Genomic DNA, 15,686 nt, shown 5'->3' with positions numbered 1-15,686 from the left:
TGCAGAGACCAATGGGTTCTGGCGCGACCGCGATGGCGCGCGAAGCGCCGTCGGAAGCATGACTGCCGTGTCAGGAACGTGATTAGCGATCCGCTTCACTTTGTTTTGCCTATTTTGCGTTGCCGCAGGCAAGGAGAAGTAGATGCCGACCACCAGGAAAGCAAGGAGAGGCGGACATGGCGGCGGGGGAAATCGAACCCGCCGCCACGCAGGTCCAACACATTTATTTCGCCAGTCTCGAATTCCGCCGCGAGTAGCCGAAGTAGATGACCATCCCAATGAGAAGCCAAATCACGAAAGCGACCCAGGTGACCGCCTGCAGATTAACCATCAGGAAGAGGCAGGAAGCGACAGCAAGCACCGGCACAACCGGCACACCAGGGCACCGAAACGCCCGCGGCAACTCAGGGTGCGTCTTCCGCAAAACGAGAACCGCAATCGACACCATCGAGAAAGCCGCCAACGTTCCGATATTAATCAGTTCAGCGAGCACATTGAGCGGCACCAACGCCCCGATCAACCCAAAGAAAATCCCAACAAGCCACGTAGTAAAAAACGGCGTGGCAAACCGAGGATGCAGTTTCGACAAGCGCGCGGGCAGCAGCCCGTCTCGCGACATGGCGAAGATAACCCGCGTTTGTCCGTACGCCATGACCAGAATGACGGTCAGCATGCCGAGGACGGCACCGAGGTCGATAAATCCGGCGACCCACTTTTGCCCGGCAACTTGCAATGCATACGACACCGGGTGCGAGATATTCGCGAATTGCGCCGACGGTACGATGCCGGTGACGACGGCCGCCACCGCCACGTACAAGACCGCACAAACGCCGAGCGAAGCAATGATCCCAATTGGGAGATCTCGCGCCGGGTTTTTCACTTCTTCCGCTGCGGAAGACACCGAGTCGAACCCGATAAACGCAAAGAACATCACGGCAGCCGCGCCAAAGACGCCATTCCAGCCGTTAGGCATGAACGGATGCCAGTTAGCCGGCGTCACATGAAACACGCCCACACCGATCACCAGCAGCACCACGGTCACCTTGATCGCGACCATGACGTTATTGATTCGCGCGGATTCACGAATGCCAACCGACAACAGCGCGGTAATCGCCATCATCACGAGAAACGCGGGCAGATTGAACAGCGTGTCATGCCCCGGCAGCGCACCCGGCGCGGCCGTCAGCGCCACCGGCAACGACACGCCGAATCCCGCCAGCAGCGATTGCAGGTACCCCGACCAGCCCACCGACACCGCCGAGGTGGCCAGCCCATACTCCAGCATCAAATCCCAGCCGATGATCCACGCGGCCAACTCGCCAAGCGTTGCGTACGAATAGGTGTAGATGGACCCCGCCACCGGAATCGTGGACGCGAACTCGGCATAGGCGAGCGCGGCGAAACCGCAGGCGATCGCCGCGATCAGGAACGAGACCATCAGCGCCGGGCCGGCCTGAACGGCACCCGTGCCGGTCAGCACGAAAATGCCGGTGCCGATGATGGCGCCAACACCGAGGAAAGTCAGATCGAGCGCGCCGAGCGCTTTCTTCAGGCCGGCGTTCTGAGCGCTTGCGGCGATCATGTGCTCGACGCTCTTCTTGCGGAACAAGGACATTGGCGAGGGTCTCCAGTAGTGCACGCGTTGTTGCGCGCCGAATGTCGGGGGAAACCCTCGATTTTAACGGATGCATGCCGCTGCACCATTTTGGAACGTGGTTTTTAGGGCACGGCGAGCAGGCGAAAATTCCCTTCGCATGGAATTCGCCCAACACGTTCATTCGTCATGCGATCTATCGCGGAAAGGTTTCGCGCGATGTGCGGGTAAGCGGGAGGGAATTGCTCTCTTACCGGCTCGCCACGCCGGATGGCGCGCTATTCAGCGCCCGCAGAGCAGGGTCGGGTCGGGAAAAACGGCGACGGTTCAGCCGGCCATCGCCGGATTCAGGTCGACGAGCCGGTTGCTCATCACGTAGAAGGTGAGTTCGGCGTTGTTGCGCAGCTTCATTTTCTCGAGCAGCCGCGTGCGGTAAACGCTGACCGTCTTCACCGACAGCGACAGCGCGGCGGCAATATCCGTCAGCCGTTTGCCCGAGGCGAGCATGCACAGCGTCTGGTATTCGCGATCCGAGAGCTTTTCGTGCGGCAGTTGTTCACCGTCGAAGGAAACGTAGTCGGCCAGCGCTTCGGCCATTGCCGGACTCACGTATTTGCGGCCCGCGGCGACCTGCTGGATCGCGCCTATCATCTGCGCGGCGTCGACGGTTTTCGACAGATAGCCCGCCGCGCCGGCTTTCAGCGCCCGCACGGCGTACTGGTCCTCGCGGTACATCGAGAACATCAGCACGGCCACGCGCGGCGCCTTGCGTTTCAGTCGCTTGAGCACTTCGACGCCGTTCATGTCGGGCAGCGAAATATCGAGCAGCACCACGTCGTAACTGTGCTGGACGACGGCGTCGAGCGCTTCGGCACCGGTTTGCGCCTCGGTGACTTCGCGCGCGACGCCCCGGTCGAGCAGCAATTGACGCACGCCCTGGCGGACCACGGCGTGGTCGTCGGCGAGCAGGATGCGCAGGCTCATGTCAGCACGCTCACGATTGCAACGCGCGCCGCTCGGCGCACGCTGCGTCGGCCAGCATCGCGTCCCACGCGAAGCGCGCGCGTAGCAGCGTGCCGCGCGCCGCATCTGCGCCGTCGCCGCGCTTCGCGGCGACACGCCGGGCGCTCACGCGCAGCGTGCCGTCGAAGGCGGCGCAGCGCGCCTGCATGCCGCTCAGGCCGAAATGGCCGCGGCGGCTGCGGGCTTTGCGCGTCAGGCCGATGCCGTTGTCGGCGACGATCAGCGTGAGATGACGCCGGCTGGTTTCGATCCGCACGTCGGCCGATTCGGCGCGGGCGTGCTTGGCAATGTTGTTCAGCGCTTCCTGCGCGACGCGGAACACGGCCAGCGCGGCGTCGGCCGGCAGGCGGGTGAGGCGCACGTCGGCGGCACAGACGAAGCTCGTGCGCAATTGCGTGCGTGCGGCGAAGTCGCTGGTCCAATGTGCCAGCGCGCCGACAATGCCGCTTTCCAGCGACGGCGCATGCAGTTCCGCAACGGCCTGACGGCTGGCGGCGCACACGGCGTCGAGCGAACGATTCGCGACGGCCAGCGCGGCCGCGCATTGCGGCGGCGCGTCGGCGGGCAGCCAGGTTTCGACACCCGCGAGCGCGAAGCGCGTTGCGGTCAGCTCGGCGCCCACGCCATCGTGCAACTCGCGCGCCACATGCCGGCAAGCCGCCTCCTGCGCCTGCACGAGTTCCGCCGACAGTTCGCGGATGCGGGCACGCAACTGGGCAAGCTCGCGCTCGGCAGCGGACAGCGGCACGGCATTGGCAGCTTTGACGGCGGCAACGGCGGCCGTGGTGGACGTGTCGAAGCCGTCACGAGCCGATGACGAAGGAAGATGCGCGGAAAAAGGGACGACAGTCGACGTATCCATGACTTTCCTTCTCAGGAAGCGGTGTGGACAGCGAAGCGGGTGCGCACCGAGGGCGCGAAGACGAAAGAACGCATGCGGGTCTCTAGCCTCCAGGAGTGAACCGTGACGCGCAGCGCGCGACGGGTAAATTGCTACGGTGCGACGTAACGAAATTTACATTCAGTAACATGAACTGCGTATTTCGGAAGGCGCTATCTATTCGTCCGATCATGCGCGGCGATGATATCTCAAAAGTGGAAAAAATGCAGTCACACCAAGGGTTAGCGCCTACATTTCACGCAATGGTTGATGTCTTGCACCATGACAGAGCGATCAATTTTGTAGGAATAATACCGACGCCAAATGTCAAATTGACGGCGTCATTTTGTAACGGGCAACAAAAAAGGAGCCCGAAGGCTCCTTTTTTGCTTGATCCGCGGCGCTGCGCCGCGTGATCGGGCGTACGAGACGTGTCGTTTAACCGACGAACGCCTTTTCGACCACGTAGTGACCCGGCGCGTTGTTGCTGCCTTCCTCGAAGCCGAGGTCGTCGAGCAGCTTGCGCGTGTCGCGCAGCATGTGCGGGCTGCCACACAGCATGACACGGTCGTTTTCGAGCGAGAAGCCCGGCACGCCGAGGTCGGCGAACAGCTTTTCGGTTTCGATCAGTTCGGTGATGCGGCCGCGGTTCTGGAAGGCCTCGCGCGTGACCGTGGGGTAGTACAGCAACTTTTCCTGCACCAGTTCGCCGAGGTGTTCATGCGCCGGCAGGTGGTCGGTGATGTATTCCTTGTACGCCAGTTCGTCGACGAAGCGGCAGGTGTGCGTCAGCACGACACGCTCGTAGCGGTCGTAAATGTCCGGATCTTTGATGATGGACATGAACGGCGCGAGGCCCGTGCCGGTGGACAGCAGCCACAGCGTCTTGCCCGGCAGCAGGTTGTCGGCCATCAGCGTGCCGACCGGCTTCTTGCCGATCAGGACTTCGTCGCCGACCTTCAGATGCTGCAGACGCGACGTGAGCGGGCCGTCCTGCACCTTGATGCTCAGGAACTCGAGGTGTTCTTCGTAGTTCGCGCTCGCCAGGCTATAGGCGCGGATCAGCGGCTTGCCGTCGACTTCGAGACCCACCATCGTGAACTGGCCGTTCTCGAAACGGAACGCCGGGTCGCGCGTGCAGGTGAAGCTGAAAAGCGTATCGGTCCAGTGATGGACGCTCAGGACGGTCTGTGTGTTCAGGTTGCTCATGGCTTCTTGGATAGTGCGAAAAAGGCGGCCAGTCGTTTGAGCCGGCCGGCACGGCAAGGGCGATGCTGCGCTCACCCGGAGTGGGAAATCACGCGCAATCCGCTATTTTACCGCGCCGGCTGCCCGAGGGCGGCGACGCGGCGGTTGAGCGTGGTGAAGCGGGTACCGGACCAGGAAGCGGCGGCGCCGGCCGTTGATATAGCCAAGCGCTGCGAAGTACGTTGGCGTGGCTGCCGCCGCGCTTCAGCAAGGGAACGGCGATGGGCGAATGCCGCGCAGGGCGGCTGCCATCGGCTGTCCGGCATGCGCCGGATAGGCGCGCCGCGCGGGCAACTTGTTCGCGATGATACCGAAAGCCGCCGGGCGCTGCAGCATTGACCCTGCTGATAAAACTGGCAAAAGCGCCGGCGCGGCGAGGCGAGATGGGGAGCCGCGACCGGCTTGGCGCGAGCGCGGCGGTCTTCCGTTAATGAGACCCGAAGCGGATTTTATTGGTACACAGGCGTAGCCTGAAAGCCGCATTGGCGTTCCGGAAGTCAAGTCTGGCAACGTCGACCGCGTTCCGGCGGTTGGTCACGCCGGCGCGACCGCGCGCTTCTTCCCGCGCTGCTTCAGCACCCGCGCCTGCAGCACGATCACCAGCAGCAGGAACACGCCGCGAATCACCGACTGCCAGTACGCCGACAAGCTGATGAAGCCCAGCCCGTTCTCGAAGTTCAGCAGATTGAACACCAGACCGAGCAGCAGCACGCCGGCAATCGTCATTGCGATCGAGCCCTCGCCGCCGCTCAGCAAGGTGCCGCCGAGCACCACGGCCGAAATCGCGAACAGCTCCCAGCCGACGCCTTCGTTCGGTTGTCCCGCACCGAACTGCGCCGCGAGGATCACGCCGGCCATACCGGCCAGCAAGCCGCTCACCGCGTAGGCCATGATCAGCGTGCGGTCGACATTCAGACCCATCAGCCGCGCCGCTTCCTCGCTGCCGCCCACGGCGAGCGAATGCCGTCCGAAGCGCGTGCTGCGCAGCGCCAACCAGCCGGCCAGCGCGGCGGCCACCGCGACGAGTCCCGGAATCGGCAGCCCGAACAGATCGCCTTGACCGAAGTTGCCGAAGTTCGAATCGGCGGCGATCGACACCGCATCGTTCTTGCCGAGCAGCAGCGCTACGCCGTGCGCGCCGAGGCTGGTGGCGAGCGTCACGATAAACGGCAGGATCTTCAGGCGCGTGATGATTAGCCCGTTCAGCACGCCGACGGCGAGTCCGGCGGCGCAACCCGCCAGCACCGCGACCCAACTGCCGTACACGCTGGTCAGCGCGGCGACCACGCTTGCCAACGCCGCCACCGTGCCGACCGACAGATCGATGCCGCCCGTGATGATGACGAACGCCATGCCGACCGAGATCAGCGCGAACATCGAGTTGTAGCGCCAGAAAGACGTGATGTTGTAGGCCGAGCCGAAATGGTCGTAGCGCACGAGGCCGAAGACGACTAGGCCGACCAGCGCGAGCAGGATAGGGAGATTCTTTTTCATCGCATCGAGTCCGGGAGTGTCCTTGTCTTGCGGTTCAGCGCGAACGCCGCTGCACATACACCGCCGCGACGATGATGCCGGCCTTCACCACCAGCGCCGCCGCATCGGGAATGCCGTGCGCGAGCAGCGTGTAGCGCAGCAACTGGATGATGAGCGCGCCGATCAGCGTGCCGCCGATATACGCCTTGCCGCCCGTCAGCGCCGTGCCGCCCACGGCCACGGCCGCGATCGCATCGAGTTCGACGCCGAGCCCGACCACGTTCGCGTCGGAAGAAGAGTTCACCGAGATCGAGATCAGCCCCGCCAGGCCGGCGAGCGCCGCGCACAGCGTGTAGGCGATCAGCTTGACGGTGGCGGTCGGCACGCCGCATAGATAGGCGGCCTTTTCGTTGCCGCCGGTGATCAGCAGATACTGGCCGAACAGCGTCTTACGCACCACCCACACGAACACGGCGACCAGCGCCAGCATCAGCAGCACCTGGAACGGCACGCCGGCCACCTTGCCGAGCGCGATCCACTGGAATGCGGGGGTGTTGAACGCTTGCAGGCTGCCGTCGGTGACGACCTGCGCAATGCCGCGTCCGGCGATGAACAGCACTAGCGTCGCGACAATCGGCTGCACGGCGAGCCTCGTCACGAGCCAGCCGTTGAAGACGCCGCACAGCGCGGCGGCCAGCACCGGCAGCACGAACGCGAGTGCAATGCCGACGGGTCCGGCGATGTTCAGGAACAGCATCGGCGCGAGTGCGCCGGAAATCGCCATCGACGCGCCCACCGACAGATCGATGCCGCCCGTCGCCACCACCAGCGTCATGCCGATACCGACAATCACGATCGTCACGACCTGGGTCATGTTGACGTTGAAGGTTTGCAGCGACCAGAAGTGCGGCGTGAAGATCAGATTGAACAGCACCATGGCGAGCAGCACGATGACTTCGCGCTGCATCGCGAGGCGGCGCCATTTCTGCACGGTGCTGGCCGGTTTGACGCGCGGCGCGGCGCTGATTTGCGCGGCGCTTTCGCCGTGACGCGGTTCGGTTTGCAGCGATTCAGTGTGCAACTTAAGCGCCATGACGGTCGCCCTCCAACGCGTCTTCAATATGGGCGGCGTTCGCCGTTTGCGCGGCGTCGGCCAGTTGCGAATGGCCTTCGCTGCCGTAGGCGATGGCGTCCATGATCGCGGTTTCGCTCATGTCGGCGCCGTTCAGTTCGGCGACGGTGCGGCCGTCGCGGATCACCACCGCGCGATCGGCGACGGCGGTCAGTTCCTCCAATTCCGAGGCCGACAGCAGCACGCCGAGTCCCGCGTCGCGCAGCTCGCGCACGATCTTGGCGACGTCGGCTTTGGCGCCGACGTCGATGCCGCGCGTCGGTTCGTCGAGCAGCAGCAGCGACGGCTCGGCGGCGAGCCAGCGCGCAAGCAGCACCTTCTGCTGATTGCCGCCGGACAGTTCGCGGATCGGCTGATCGGCGGAGCGCAGTTTGATGCCGAGCGACGCGATGAAACGGTCGACGATCGCCTGCTGCTTCTTCACGTCGACAATGCCGTTCCGGGTCAGCGTGCGCAGACAGACCAGCGTGAGGTTGTCGCGCACCGACAGTTCGGGGACGATGCCTTCGGCCTTGCGATCTTCGGTAAGGTACGCGAGCCCGCGCGCGATCGCGTCTTGCGGCGATTTCAGCGTGACGGTTTCGCCATCGAGCGACAGCGAGCCTTGTTCCAGCGGATCGGCGCCGAACATCAGCCGCATGGTTTCGGTGCGGCCCGAGCCGAGCAGACCCGCGAGGCCGACCGCTTCGCCCGCATGCACCTGTAGCGAGACGTTGCTCACTTTCGGCGGCGCGCTCAGATTGAGGGCGGCCAGCGCCTGCTTGCCGCGGCGCGCGAGATTCGCTTCGCGGGCCGAGGTGTCGTCCTGCACGACGGCGGCGAGCGTGCGGCCGAGCATCGTCGTGACGAGTTGCAGTTTGTCCATGTCGGCCATGGTGCTTTGCGCGACCGTCTGGCCGTCGCGCATCACGGTGACGCGGTCGCACAGCGCATACAGTTCGTCGAGCCGGTGCGACACGAAAATCACCGCGCGGCCGTCGTCGCGCAGCTTGCGCACCACGGTGAACAGCAATTCCACTTCGCGTTCGTCGAGCGACGACGTGGACTCGTCCATGATGACCATTCTGGCGTCCGCCGAGACCGCGCGCGCCAGCGCCACCATCTGCTGGATCGCGGTCGAATAGCTGGCTACGGGTTTCTTCACGTCGATCTGCAAGCCGAACGATTCGAGCAGCGCGGCGGCGCGTTGCTGCACCGCGCGCCAATCGATCAGACCAAACCGGCGCGGCTCGCGGCCGAGAAAAATGTTTTCCGCCACCGAGCGGAACGGCACCAGATTGATTTCCTGATAGATCGTGCTGATGCCGGCTTCGCGCGCCAGTTTCGGCGTGCGGAAATCGACCTCGCGGCCTTCGAAGCGCACGCTGCCCGAGCCGCGCCGATAGGCGCCGGTCAGGATCTTGATCATGGTCGATTTGCCGGCGCCGTTCTGGCCGATCAGCGCGTGCACTTCACCGGCGGCGACGCTCAGATTAGCGCCGCGCAACGCGGCCACGCCACCGAAGCTGATGCCGATGTCCCGCATCTCGAGCAGCGGCGAAACGGTGAGGGGAGAGTCTGGCGTCTGCGTGGCGGATGGCGTCACGGGTGTCCTCCTGATGCATGTGCTGCGAGTGCCTGGTCTGCTGCACGGTCTGCGGCGATCCGCGTGGACGGCACGGCCGTCGACGCGCGGCGCGAGCGGCAGCGCGTTGTAGCGACCTCGCGAAACCATGGTACGCCGCATAAAAGCGAAGCGACGGTCCGTGCGGACACGGGCGCGTCGCTTCGAACCCTTCCCGTCATCCGCCCGCCGAGGAGACGGTTTTAAAGGCGGATGACGTCTTACTGCAACGCTTGTTCGAACGAAGCCTCCCACGCTACAAGAGGCCTCGCGGTCAACCCTCAATCAATAGCCGTACTGCATGTTCTGCTGCACGTTGCTCTTGTCGTAGAAACGGTCGGACACCTTCACCCACGTCGGGACTTTTTCACCCTTCGCGTAACGCTGAGCGACGTCGCAGGCGAGCGGGCCGAAGAACGGGCTCGACTGCACGCTCGCGCCGAGTTCGCCGGCGGCGATCGCATCCATGCCGCCCTTGGTGCCGTCGATCGTGACGATCTGGATATCCTTGCCCGGCTGCTTGCCGGCCGCCTTGATCGCGGCGATCGCGCCGAGCGCCATTTCGTCGTTATGTGCGTAGACCGCAGTGACGTCCGGATGCGCCTGCAACAGCGTTTCCATCACCTGGCGACCCTTGTCGCGCGCGAAGTCGCCGCTTTGCGAGGCGATGATGGTCATGCCCGGGTTCTTCGCGATGACTTCGTCGAAGCCCTTCTTGCGATCGTTCGCGGCGGAGGCGCCGGTGGTGCCTTCGAGTTCGATGATCTTCGCCTTGCCGCCGGTCGCCTTGACGAGCCAGTCAGCGGCGCGATGGCCCTGATCGATGAAGTCGGAACCGATGAACGTGATGTAGTCGCGGCCCGCCTTGGCGACCGATTGATCGACGTCGCGGTCGACCAGGATCACCGGAATGCCGGCCTTTTTAGCCTGCAGCACGATCGGTGCAAGCGGCTTCTCTTCGCGCGGCGGGAACACCAGCAGATCGACGTGCTGCGCGATCATGCTTTGAATGTCGGAGACCTGTTTGGAGTTGGAGCCGTTGGCGTCGGTCATGACCATCTGCCAGCCGCACTTCGCCGCGATGTCCTTGAAGCTCTTGGTTTCCGCGAGACGCCACGGATTGTTGCTTTCGGTTTGCGCGAAGCCGACTTTCAGCGGAGTTTTGGTGGGCAGCTTCGGCAACGCGTCGTCGGCGTGCGCGGTGGCGACGCCGAAACCGATTGCCAGAGCCAGCAGCGAACCCGCCAGCGGACGAATCTGTTGCTTGCGCACGTGAGCGCGCGACTGCGTGTTGAGCGACGCCATGTCTTCCTCCAGTACCTGGTGAGGTAGGTTGTATTTGCTTTTTGTGTTTCTCCTGCCCGCCGACGCTGTTCCGTCACAACCGGACGTGCCGATTATTCCACTCAGAATTATTATCGGTCAATCACTAATAATATTAATTGCCGGCTTTTTTGCCTCGGTAATTACCCTGACCGACGCACGTTCGACCAGCGGTCCGTCCAGCTTCACCATGCGGTGCCGCACCGGCGCGCCGGCAGCACGGTTCTGTTCTTCCTGCAGCAGGGTTTCGACCGCCCAGCGGCCTAACTCGTAGTTCGGCAGCACGACGGTGGAGAGCGGCGGATGCGTGTGGCGGGCGATTTCCTGATCGTCGTAGCCGAGCACCGAGACGTCTTCGGGCACGCGTAGGCCGAGTTGCTTCAACGCTTCGATCGCGCCGAGCGCGGTCAGGTCGTTGGCGCAGAAGATCGCGGTGGGCGGATTGGCTTCGCGCATCAGCGAGAGCGTCAGTTCGAAGCCGACGCCCGAGCTCCAGTCGCCGTCGCGCACCAGTTCCGGGGCGTACGGCAGGTCGGCGGTGGCGAGCGCGGTGCGATAGCCTTTGAGCCGGTCTTTCGACGCGTCCTGCCACGGTTCGCCGTTGATATAGCCGATGCGCCGGTGCCCGGCCTGCAGCAGATAGTCGGTTGCCAGATGGCCGCCGGCGACTTCGGCCGGCACCACCGAAGAAACGCCGCCTTCGCTCGTGTAACAGTTCAGCAGCACGGTCGGCACCTGCGACAGCGTGGCCGGCAGCGTCACCTTGCGGGTGTAGACGGTTGCGTAAATCACACCGAACACATGCGGGTTCGACAGCGTCGTGTCGAGCACCTGCTTTTCGATGTCGGCGTTGCCGTGCGTCGAATAGACCGCCAGCATCTTGCCGGCCGCGTAGGCCGCGTCGCGCGCGCCGTCGACGTTGACGACCGGGTGCGGGCTGGTGGAAATCTCGTCGGCGAGGTAGACGATCAGATTGCGGTCGTCGGCCGAGGCCGGCACCGCCTCGCGCAGCGACAAGCGGTAGCCGAGATCGTGCGCGGCCTTCAGCACCTTGGTGCGGGTGGCGTCGGAAAACTTCGCGCCGGTGGCGTTGTTCAGTACCAGCGAGACAGTGGATTGCGACACGCCGGTGAGCTTGGCGATGTCGGTCATGGTGGGGCGGCGTTGAGTCGATTTTTTCATTGTGCGGGCCGCGCTGGAGCGGCGCTAAAGCAGGAGCATGCCGAGGCATCGTGGTGCTGACGGTACCACTAATAATATGCGCACGGCAACGCGCGCTAACCCGCCATTTGGGAATGGCGAAGCCTGCTGCAGGTCGGTGTTTTTGCTTAATTTATTACTAATAATATTGACCGATGGGCTTTGGCGTGCGATTCTCGGTCGCGCGGGCTTTCATGGTCCGCCGGCCGCGCGCAGTGCGCGGCACGCTACAGGAGACACGCGATGCGCGTTGCTGCCGGCCTTCGTCCGAGGCCCCGCCTTTTTTGATCATGCGCGACGTTTCCCTGAACCCGAACCGGCCGCTCGCGAAGACGGCGGCGCTTGACGAGCTTGCGTGGCTCGACGACCCGGCCATTGCGCCCACGCTGGTGACGTTGCAGGCCGGGGCACTGCGCGCGGTGCTCGCGCCCGCAGTGGGCGGCGCGCTCGCCGCGTTCTACGAAGTCACGTCCGACGGTCCATTGCATTGGCTGCGGCCGGCGACGTCGGCGGCGTTCGCTGAACGCGATCCGCTGCGGATGGCGAGCTTTCCGCTGTTTCCCTATTGCAACCGGATTCGCGACGCGCGCTTCGAGTTCGACGGCGTCACGATCGACCTCGCCGGCAACGACCCGCGGTTCGCGCATGCGCTGCACGGGAACGCGTGGCGGCGTAAGTGGCGAGTCGGCGCGCGCACCGCAAGCTCGGTGGACTTGCACTTCGAACACGAACCGGATGCGCGGATTCCCGGCGACTGGCCGTTTCGCTATCGCGCGCAGCAACGCATTGCGCTGAGCGGCGGGGCGCTTGTCATCACGTTGTCCGCGCGGAATCTGGCCGACCGGCCGATGCCGTTCGGCATGGGGCATCATCCGTACTATCCGCGCACCGCGGCGACTCGCGTGCATGCGGACGTGCGCGCCATGTGGCACGCCGACGCCGACGTACTGCCGACGCATCTCGGTCCGCATCCCGCAGTGGATGCCTTGCGTGAAGGCCTGTCGCCGGATGCGTTCGATCTCGACAATAACTTCGCGAACTGGTCGCGTGCGGCGACGGTCGCGTGGCCTGACGAACACCGTCAATTGACCATGACCGCCGACGCGCCGTTCGACCACATGGTGGTGTACGCACCGGCCAACGATCCGCAGTTGTGCGTGGAACCGGTGACGAATACCACGGACTGTTTCAACGCGGTCGGCTCGCGCGAGCAGGTGGGGGGCTGTGTATTGCAGGCGGGCGAGGAGTTGGCCGCAACGGTGAAGTGGACGCCGCAGCGCGGATAACCGCGCCTCACTCCACCCGCAAGCGCGCCATATACGGCAAATGGTCCGACAACCACGCCGTTTCCTGCGTCGGCTGGATCCATTCGATCGGCTTCATGCCGCGCACGAACATCTTGTCGAGCGCGAGCGCCGGTGAAAACGCCGGGAACGTGCGCCCCGATTCGCCGAGCAACGTCGCCACTTCCTGCAAACCGTGCTCGCCGAACAGCGGCACCGAATCGTTACGCCAATCGTTGAAATCACCCGCCAGCACCAGCGGGCCTTCCGGCGCTTCCTTCGCGATCCAGTGCGCGATCCAGTTCATCTGCCGCAAACGCGCCGAGCGTGTCAGCGCGAGATGCGCACACAACAGCGTGACCGAATGACCGCCGAAGGTGGCCCGCGCCACCAGCAAACCGCGCTTTTCGAAGCGATGCGCGGAGATGTCCCAGCGGCCGCCAAGGTCGAGCGGATGCGGCGAGAGAATCGCATTGCCGTGCCGCCACGACGGCTTGAACACGTTCGGTCCGAGCGCGATTTCCAGCTCCAGCGCGCGCGCGATTTCGGTGGCCTGGCAATGCCAGACATCGTTCAACGGATCGGCAACCGGCGCGCCGAAACTGCTCGCCAGCACAGGCGAGGGCATGCGCCGCGCCATCGCTTCCTGTAAAAAATACGCGTCCGCGTGAGTGGATTGCACCCAGCGCTGCATGGCCTGCCACGCCTGAAAGCCGAGCGGTGTGCGGCCCTTGTGCAGGTTCCAGCTCACCGCAATGAAGTCCTTCGGCGCAATGCTCTCGCGGATCAATTCTTCGGGGTTTCGCATGCCGCGTTATCCACGTGTTCTGTTTGAGGGCTTCAGTGACGAGGCCCGTGTCGCCAGCGGCTTGCTCGCGCGTGGCTCGTGTCGATAGGTTCGGGTGGTCGCGTAGTTATTTGGGCGCTCATTCGCGCAGACCTGGCTAGTTCGCACTGGTCGCCGTATTCGCGAGACCGGCCTTCACGCGATAGACCAGGTTCGGATTCTTGTCGACGATCGTCCAACTCGCCCACTGGCCCGCCGGCACCTTCAGTCCCGGGTGGCTCGCGCTCACCTGACGCGGTTGCGGCGGTAGCTTGCAGCCGGTGTCGGTTTGTTGCGCGCCGTCTTCCTCGAAGGTTTCCTGCGCTTCGATCGACAGCGTGACCTCGTTCGCGTCCGCCTGCAGCGGCGAGACGGTCAGCGTGCGCGTCAGATCGAGACTGCCGCCGGGCTGATCTTTACAGCCGACGTTATGTTGCACCACCTTGTGATGCGTATCCGTGCGCGCCTGGCCGACCGTGGTGGTGCCGTCGAACGAGTCGATCTGCTGGCCGTCGCGCATGACCTGCAATTGCCACTGCACGACCTGTTGCGCCGGACGCTGCTGCGCGTTCGCCAGCAACGAAGTGCCGAGCAGCACGGCCAGGATACTGGTTTTCCACATAGAAGAATTCTCCGGTCACTGCACCTGCCCGCCTGGACAGACGGTCATCTTACGCCTGATGGGCGGAACGTTTTTCTGACACGCCAAACGGGCCGGGTTCAGCAACAATGCATTTCAGTTGAGGGCTGGAGCCCGGAAAACAACCGCTTGTTAGCAGCAGAGCCGCACGACTGCTGGCTTGCACACGAATATGTCGTCGTTACACTGGACTTGAAACGGCGCCTAACGGTAGCCGCTGCAGCAAGACCAGCCAGACGGGGTGAGCGATGACAACAGCAATAGTCAAACAGGAAATCGCCGTGGCGTCTTTCAGTCAGGTGTACGACCTCGATCAGGTCGAGACCGCGCTGAACGATCTCGGCGAAGGCGCAAACGAAGCGCTGCGCGCCATGTACGAAAAGATGCTGAAAACCGGTAATCTGCGCTTCTGCGTCAAGCCGAACCGGATGCCGTCCATCGACGATCTGATCGGCGCGTTGCCCAACTTTTCAGCGCCGCTCGACGACATCCGCAAACAGGTCGCGTTGTGCCTCGAGACCGAGGACCGGCTCGAACTGATGCCGATCCTGCTGCTCGGCGACCCCGGCATCGGCAAGACACACTTTGCCAAGCAGTTGGCGCGCCTGCTCGGCACCGCGTATCAATACGTGGCGATGAGTTCGTTGACGGCGGGCTGGATTCTGTCGGGTGCCTCGTCGCAATGGAAGAACGCGAAGCCGGGCAAGGTGTTCGATGCGCTCGTGAACGGCAGCTACGCGAATCCCGTGATTGCCGTCGACGAAATCGATAAGGCGACCGGCGATTCGCAATACGATCCGCTCGGCGCGTTGTACGCGCTGCTGGAGCACGACACGGCGCAGACCTTTATCGATGAATTCGCGGAGATTCCGATCGACGCGGGACACGTGATCTGGATCGCGACCGCGAACGACGAACGCTCGATCCCCGAGCCAATCCTGAACCGCATGAACGTGTATGAGATCCCGCCGCCGGATCACGCGGGCGCGCGCCGCATCGCCCAATCGATCTACGACGAGATCCGCTCGGCGCACAACTGGGGACAGCGCTTTCCCGAGCAGATCGGTGACGGCGCACTCGATGCGTTGAAGCCAGCGTCACCGCGGGAAATGCGCCGGGCGATTCTCAATGGCTTCGGCTCCGCGCGTATCGACGGACGCGATCGGATCGAAGCGGGCGACATTCGCCTCGACTACGGAAATCGACGAAAACCAATCGGTTTTTGAGATTTTTTGCCCATTTTTCGTAGAAAAGCCGCCTCCAGGCGGCTTTTTTATGGCCCCAAAGCGGCGATCCCTGCCGCAAATGCGGAGATTGCCGCAGCAATTGTTGCTGATTATGAGATGTTAAGTTGCTTTCAATCGGTCCAATTTTTCGATAGTCAGGGAATACACTGAGCTTCATCGACATGACGCCCAGGCCACCGCGCCAGACGTCACTCGCCAGGCACAGAACCCGAAT

General features: G+C 63.7%; 13 protein-coding genes. 2 read left to right on the top strand and 11 right to left on the bottom strand.

Features of this window, described 5'->3' with window-relative positions; genetic code table 11:
• Positions 1-223 precede the first annotated feature (223 nt).
• The 9 genes from B0G83_RS31860 to B0G83_RS31815 form a co-directional block, all read right to left on the bottom strand.
• The gene (locus B0G83_RS31860; RefSeq protein WP_105511306.1) at positions 224-1,615 is read right to left on the bottom strand and encodes an amino acid permease; all 1,392 of its coding nucleotides are present in this window, start codon (positions 1,613-1,615) and stop codon (positions 224-226) included.
• Between the two features lie 306 nt (positions 1,616-1,921).
• Positions 1,922-2,578, bottom strand: a complete 657-nt coding sequence (rqpR, locus tag B0G83_RS31855) for a response regulator transcription factor RqpR (protein ID WP_105511305.1) — start codon at positions 2,576-2,578, stop codon at positions 1,922-1,924.
• A 10-nt stretch (positions 2,579-2,588) separates the two neighbouring features.
• Positions 2,589-3,479, bottom strand: coding sequence for a sensor histidine kinase (locus B0G83_RS31850; RefSeq protein WP_105511304.1), 891 nt, complete (start codon positions 3,477-3,479; stop codon positions 2,589-2,591).
• Between the two features lie 456 nt (positions 3,480-3,935).
• Entirely contained in the window at positions 3,936-4,706 is a 771-nt protein-coding gene (locus B0G83_RS31845; protein ID WP_035554005.1) for a ferredoxin--NADP reductase, read from the bottom strand.
• Between the two features lie 573 nt (positions 4,707-5,279).
• Positions 5,280-6,239: an ABC transporter permease gene (locus B0G83_RS31835; RefSeq protein WP_105511343.1), complete on the bottom strand. Its 960-nt coding sequence runs from the start codon at positions 6,237-6,239 to the stop codon at positions 5,280-5,282.
• Positions 6,240-6,273: 34 nt separating this feature from the next.
• Complete coding sequence (locus B0G83_RS31830; protein ID WP_374954958.1) at positions 6,274-7,185, bottom strand: ABC transporter permease; 912 nt, start codon at positions 7,183-7,185, stop codon at positions 6,274-6,276.
• A 115-nt stretch (positions 7,186-7,300) separates the two neighbouring features.
• Positions 7,301-8,875: a sugar ABC transporter ATP-binding protein gene (locus B0G83_RS31825; protein WP_258168405.1), complete on the bottom strand. Its 1,575-nt coding sequence runs from the start codon at positions 8,873-8,875 to the stop codon at positions 7,301-7,303.
• A 363-nt stretch (positions 8,876-9,238) separates the two neighbouring features.
• Positions 9,239-10,258: an ABC transporter substrate-binding protein gene (locus B0G83_RS31820; RefSeq protein ID WP_035553996.1), complete on the bottom strand. Its 1,020-nt coding sequence runs from the start codon at positions 10,256-10,258 to the stop codon at positions 9,239-9,241.
• 117 nt (positions 10,259-10,375) lie between these two features.
• A complete protein-coding gene (locus tag B0G83_RS31815) occupies positions 10,376-11,428 on the bottom strand; it encodes a LacI family DNA-binding transcriptional regulator (RefSeq protein ID WP_105511302.1) in 1,053 nt (350 codons plus the stop codon).
• A 338-nt stretch (positions 11,429-11,766) separates the two neighbouring features.
• Between B0G83_RS31815 and B0G83_RS31810 the strand changes: the two genes are divergently transcribed.
• Positions 11,767-12,762: an aldose 1-epimerase gene (locus B0G83_RS31810; protein WP_105511341.1), complete on the top strand. Its 996-nt coding sequence runs from the start codon at positions 11,767-11,769 to the stop codon at positions 12,760-12,762.
• Between the two features lie 7 nt (positions 12,763-12,769).
• Here B0G83_RS31810 and B0G83_RS31805 read toward each other — a convergent pair whose 3' ends face one another.
• Both B0G83_RS31805 and B0G83_RS31800 read right to left on the bottom strand, forming a co-directional pair.
• Positions 12,770-13,567, bottom strand: a complete 798-nt coding sequence (locus tag B0G83_RS31805) for an endonuclease/exonuclease/phosphatase family protein (RefSeq protein ID WP_035553991.1) — start codon at positions 13,565-13,567, stop codon at positions 12,770-12,772.
• A gap of 136 nt (positions 13,568-13,703) precedes the next feature.
• Complete coding sequence (locus B0G83_RS31800; protein ID WP_105511301.1) at positions 13,704-14,207, bottom strand: hypothetical protein; 504 nt, start codon at positions 14,205-14,207, stop codon at positions 13,704-13,706.
• A gap of 266 nt (positions 14,208-14,473) precedes the next feature.
• On the opposite strand from B0G83_RS31800, the gene B0G83_RS31795 reads away from it, so the two are divergent.
• A complete protein-coding gene (locus B0G83_RS31795) occupies positions 14,474-15,451 on the top strand; it encodes an AAA family ATPase (RefSeq protein WP_105511300.1) in 978 nt (325 codons plus the stop codon).
• The last annotated feature ends 235 nt before the right edge of the window (positions 15,452-15,686 follow it).

The organism is Paraburkholderia sp. BL21I4N1, assembly GCF_002973525.1.
GTDB lineage: Bacteria > Pseudomonadota > Gammaproteobacteria > Burkholderiales > Burkholderiaceae > Paraburkholderia.
The sequence above is the reverse complement of the archived record's forward strand: the minus strand, read 5'-3'. Positions and strand labels throughout refer to the sequence as shown.

Coding starts and splice junctions, on each gene's coding strand:
- B0G83_RS31845 (WP_035554005.1), bottom strand. CDS start 4,706: ATGAGCAACCTGAACACACAGACCGTCCTGAGCGTCCATCACTGGACC.
- B0G83_RS31850 (WP_105511304.1), bottom strand. CDS start 3,479: ATGGATACGTCGACTGTCGTCCCTTTTTCCGCGCATCTTCCTTCGTCA.
- B0G83_RS31860 (WP_105511306.1), bottom strand. CDS start 1,615: ATGTCCTTGTTCCGCAAGAAGAGCGTCGAGCACATGATCGCCGCAAGC.
- B0G83_RS31830 (WP_374954958.1), bottom strand. CDS start 7,185: ATGCAGCGCGAAGTCATCGTGCTGCTCGCCATGGTGCTGTTCAATCTG.
- B0G83_RS31810 (WP_105511341.1), top strand. CDS start 11,767: ATGCGCGACGTTTCCCTGAACCCGAACCGGCCGCTCGCGAAGACGGCG.
- B0G83_RS31815 (WP_105511302.1), bottom strand. CDS start 11,428: ATGACCGACATCGCCAAGCTCACCGGCGTGTCGCAATCCACTGTCTCG.
- B0G83_RS31805 (WP_035553991.1), bottom strand. CDS start 13,567: ATGCGAAACCCCGAAGAATTGATCCGCGAGAGCATTGCGCCGAAGGAC.
- B0G83_RS31820 (WP_035553996.1), bottom strand. CDS start 10,258: ATGGCGTCGCTCAACACGCAGTCGCGCGCTCACGTGCGCAAGCAACAG.
- rqpR (WP_105511305.1), bottom strand. CDS start 2,578: ATGAGCCTGCGCATCCTGCTCGCCGACGACCACGCCGTGGTCCGCCAG.
- B0G83_RS31835 (WP_105511343.1), bottom strand. CDS start 6,239: ATGAAAAAGAATCTCCCTATCCTGCTCGCGCTGGTCGGCCTAGTCGTC.
- B0G83_RS31800 (WP_105511301.1), bottom strand. CDS start 14,207: ATGTGGAAAACCAGTATCCTGGCCGTGCTGCTCGGCACTTCGTTGCTG.
- B0G83_RS31825 (WP_258168405.1), bottom strand. CDS start 8,875: ATGCGGGACATCGGCATCAGCTTCGGTGGCGTGGCCGCGTTGCGCGGC.
- B0G83_RS31795 (WP_105511300.1), top strand. CDS start 14,474: ATGACAACAGCAATAGTCAAACAGGAAATCGCCGTGGCGTCTTTCAGT.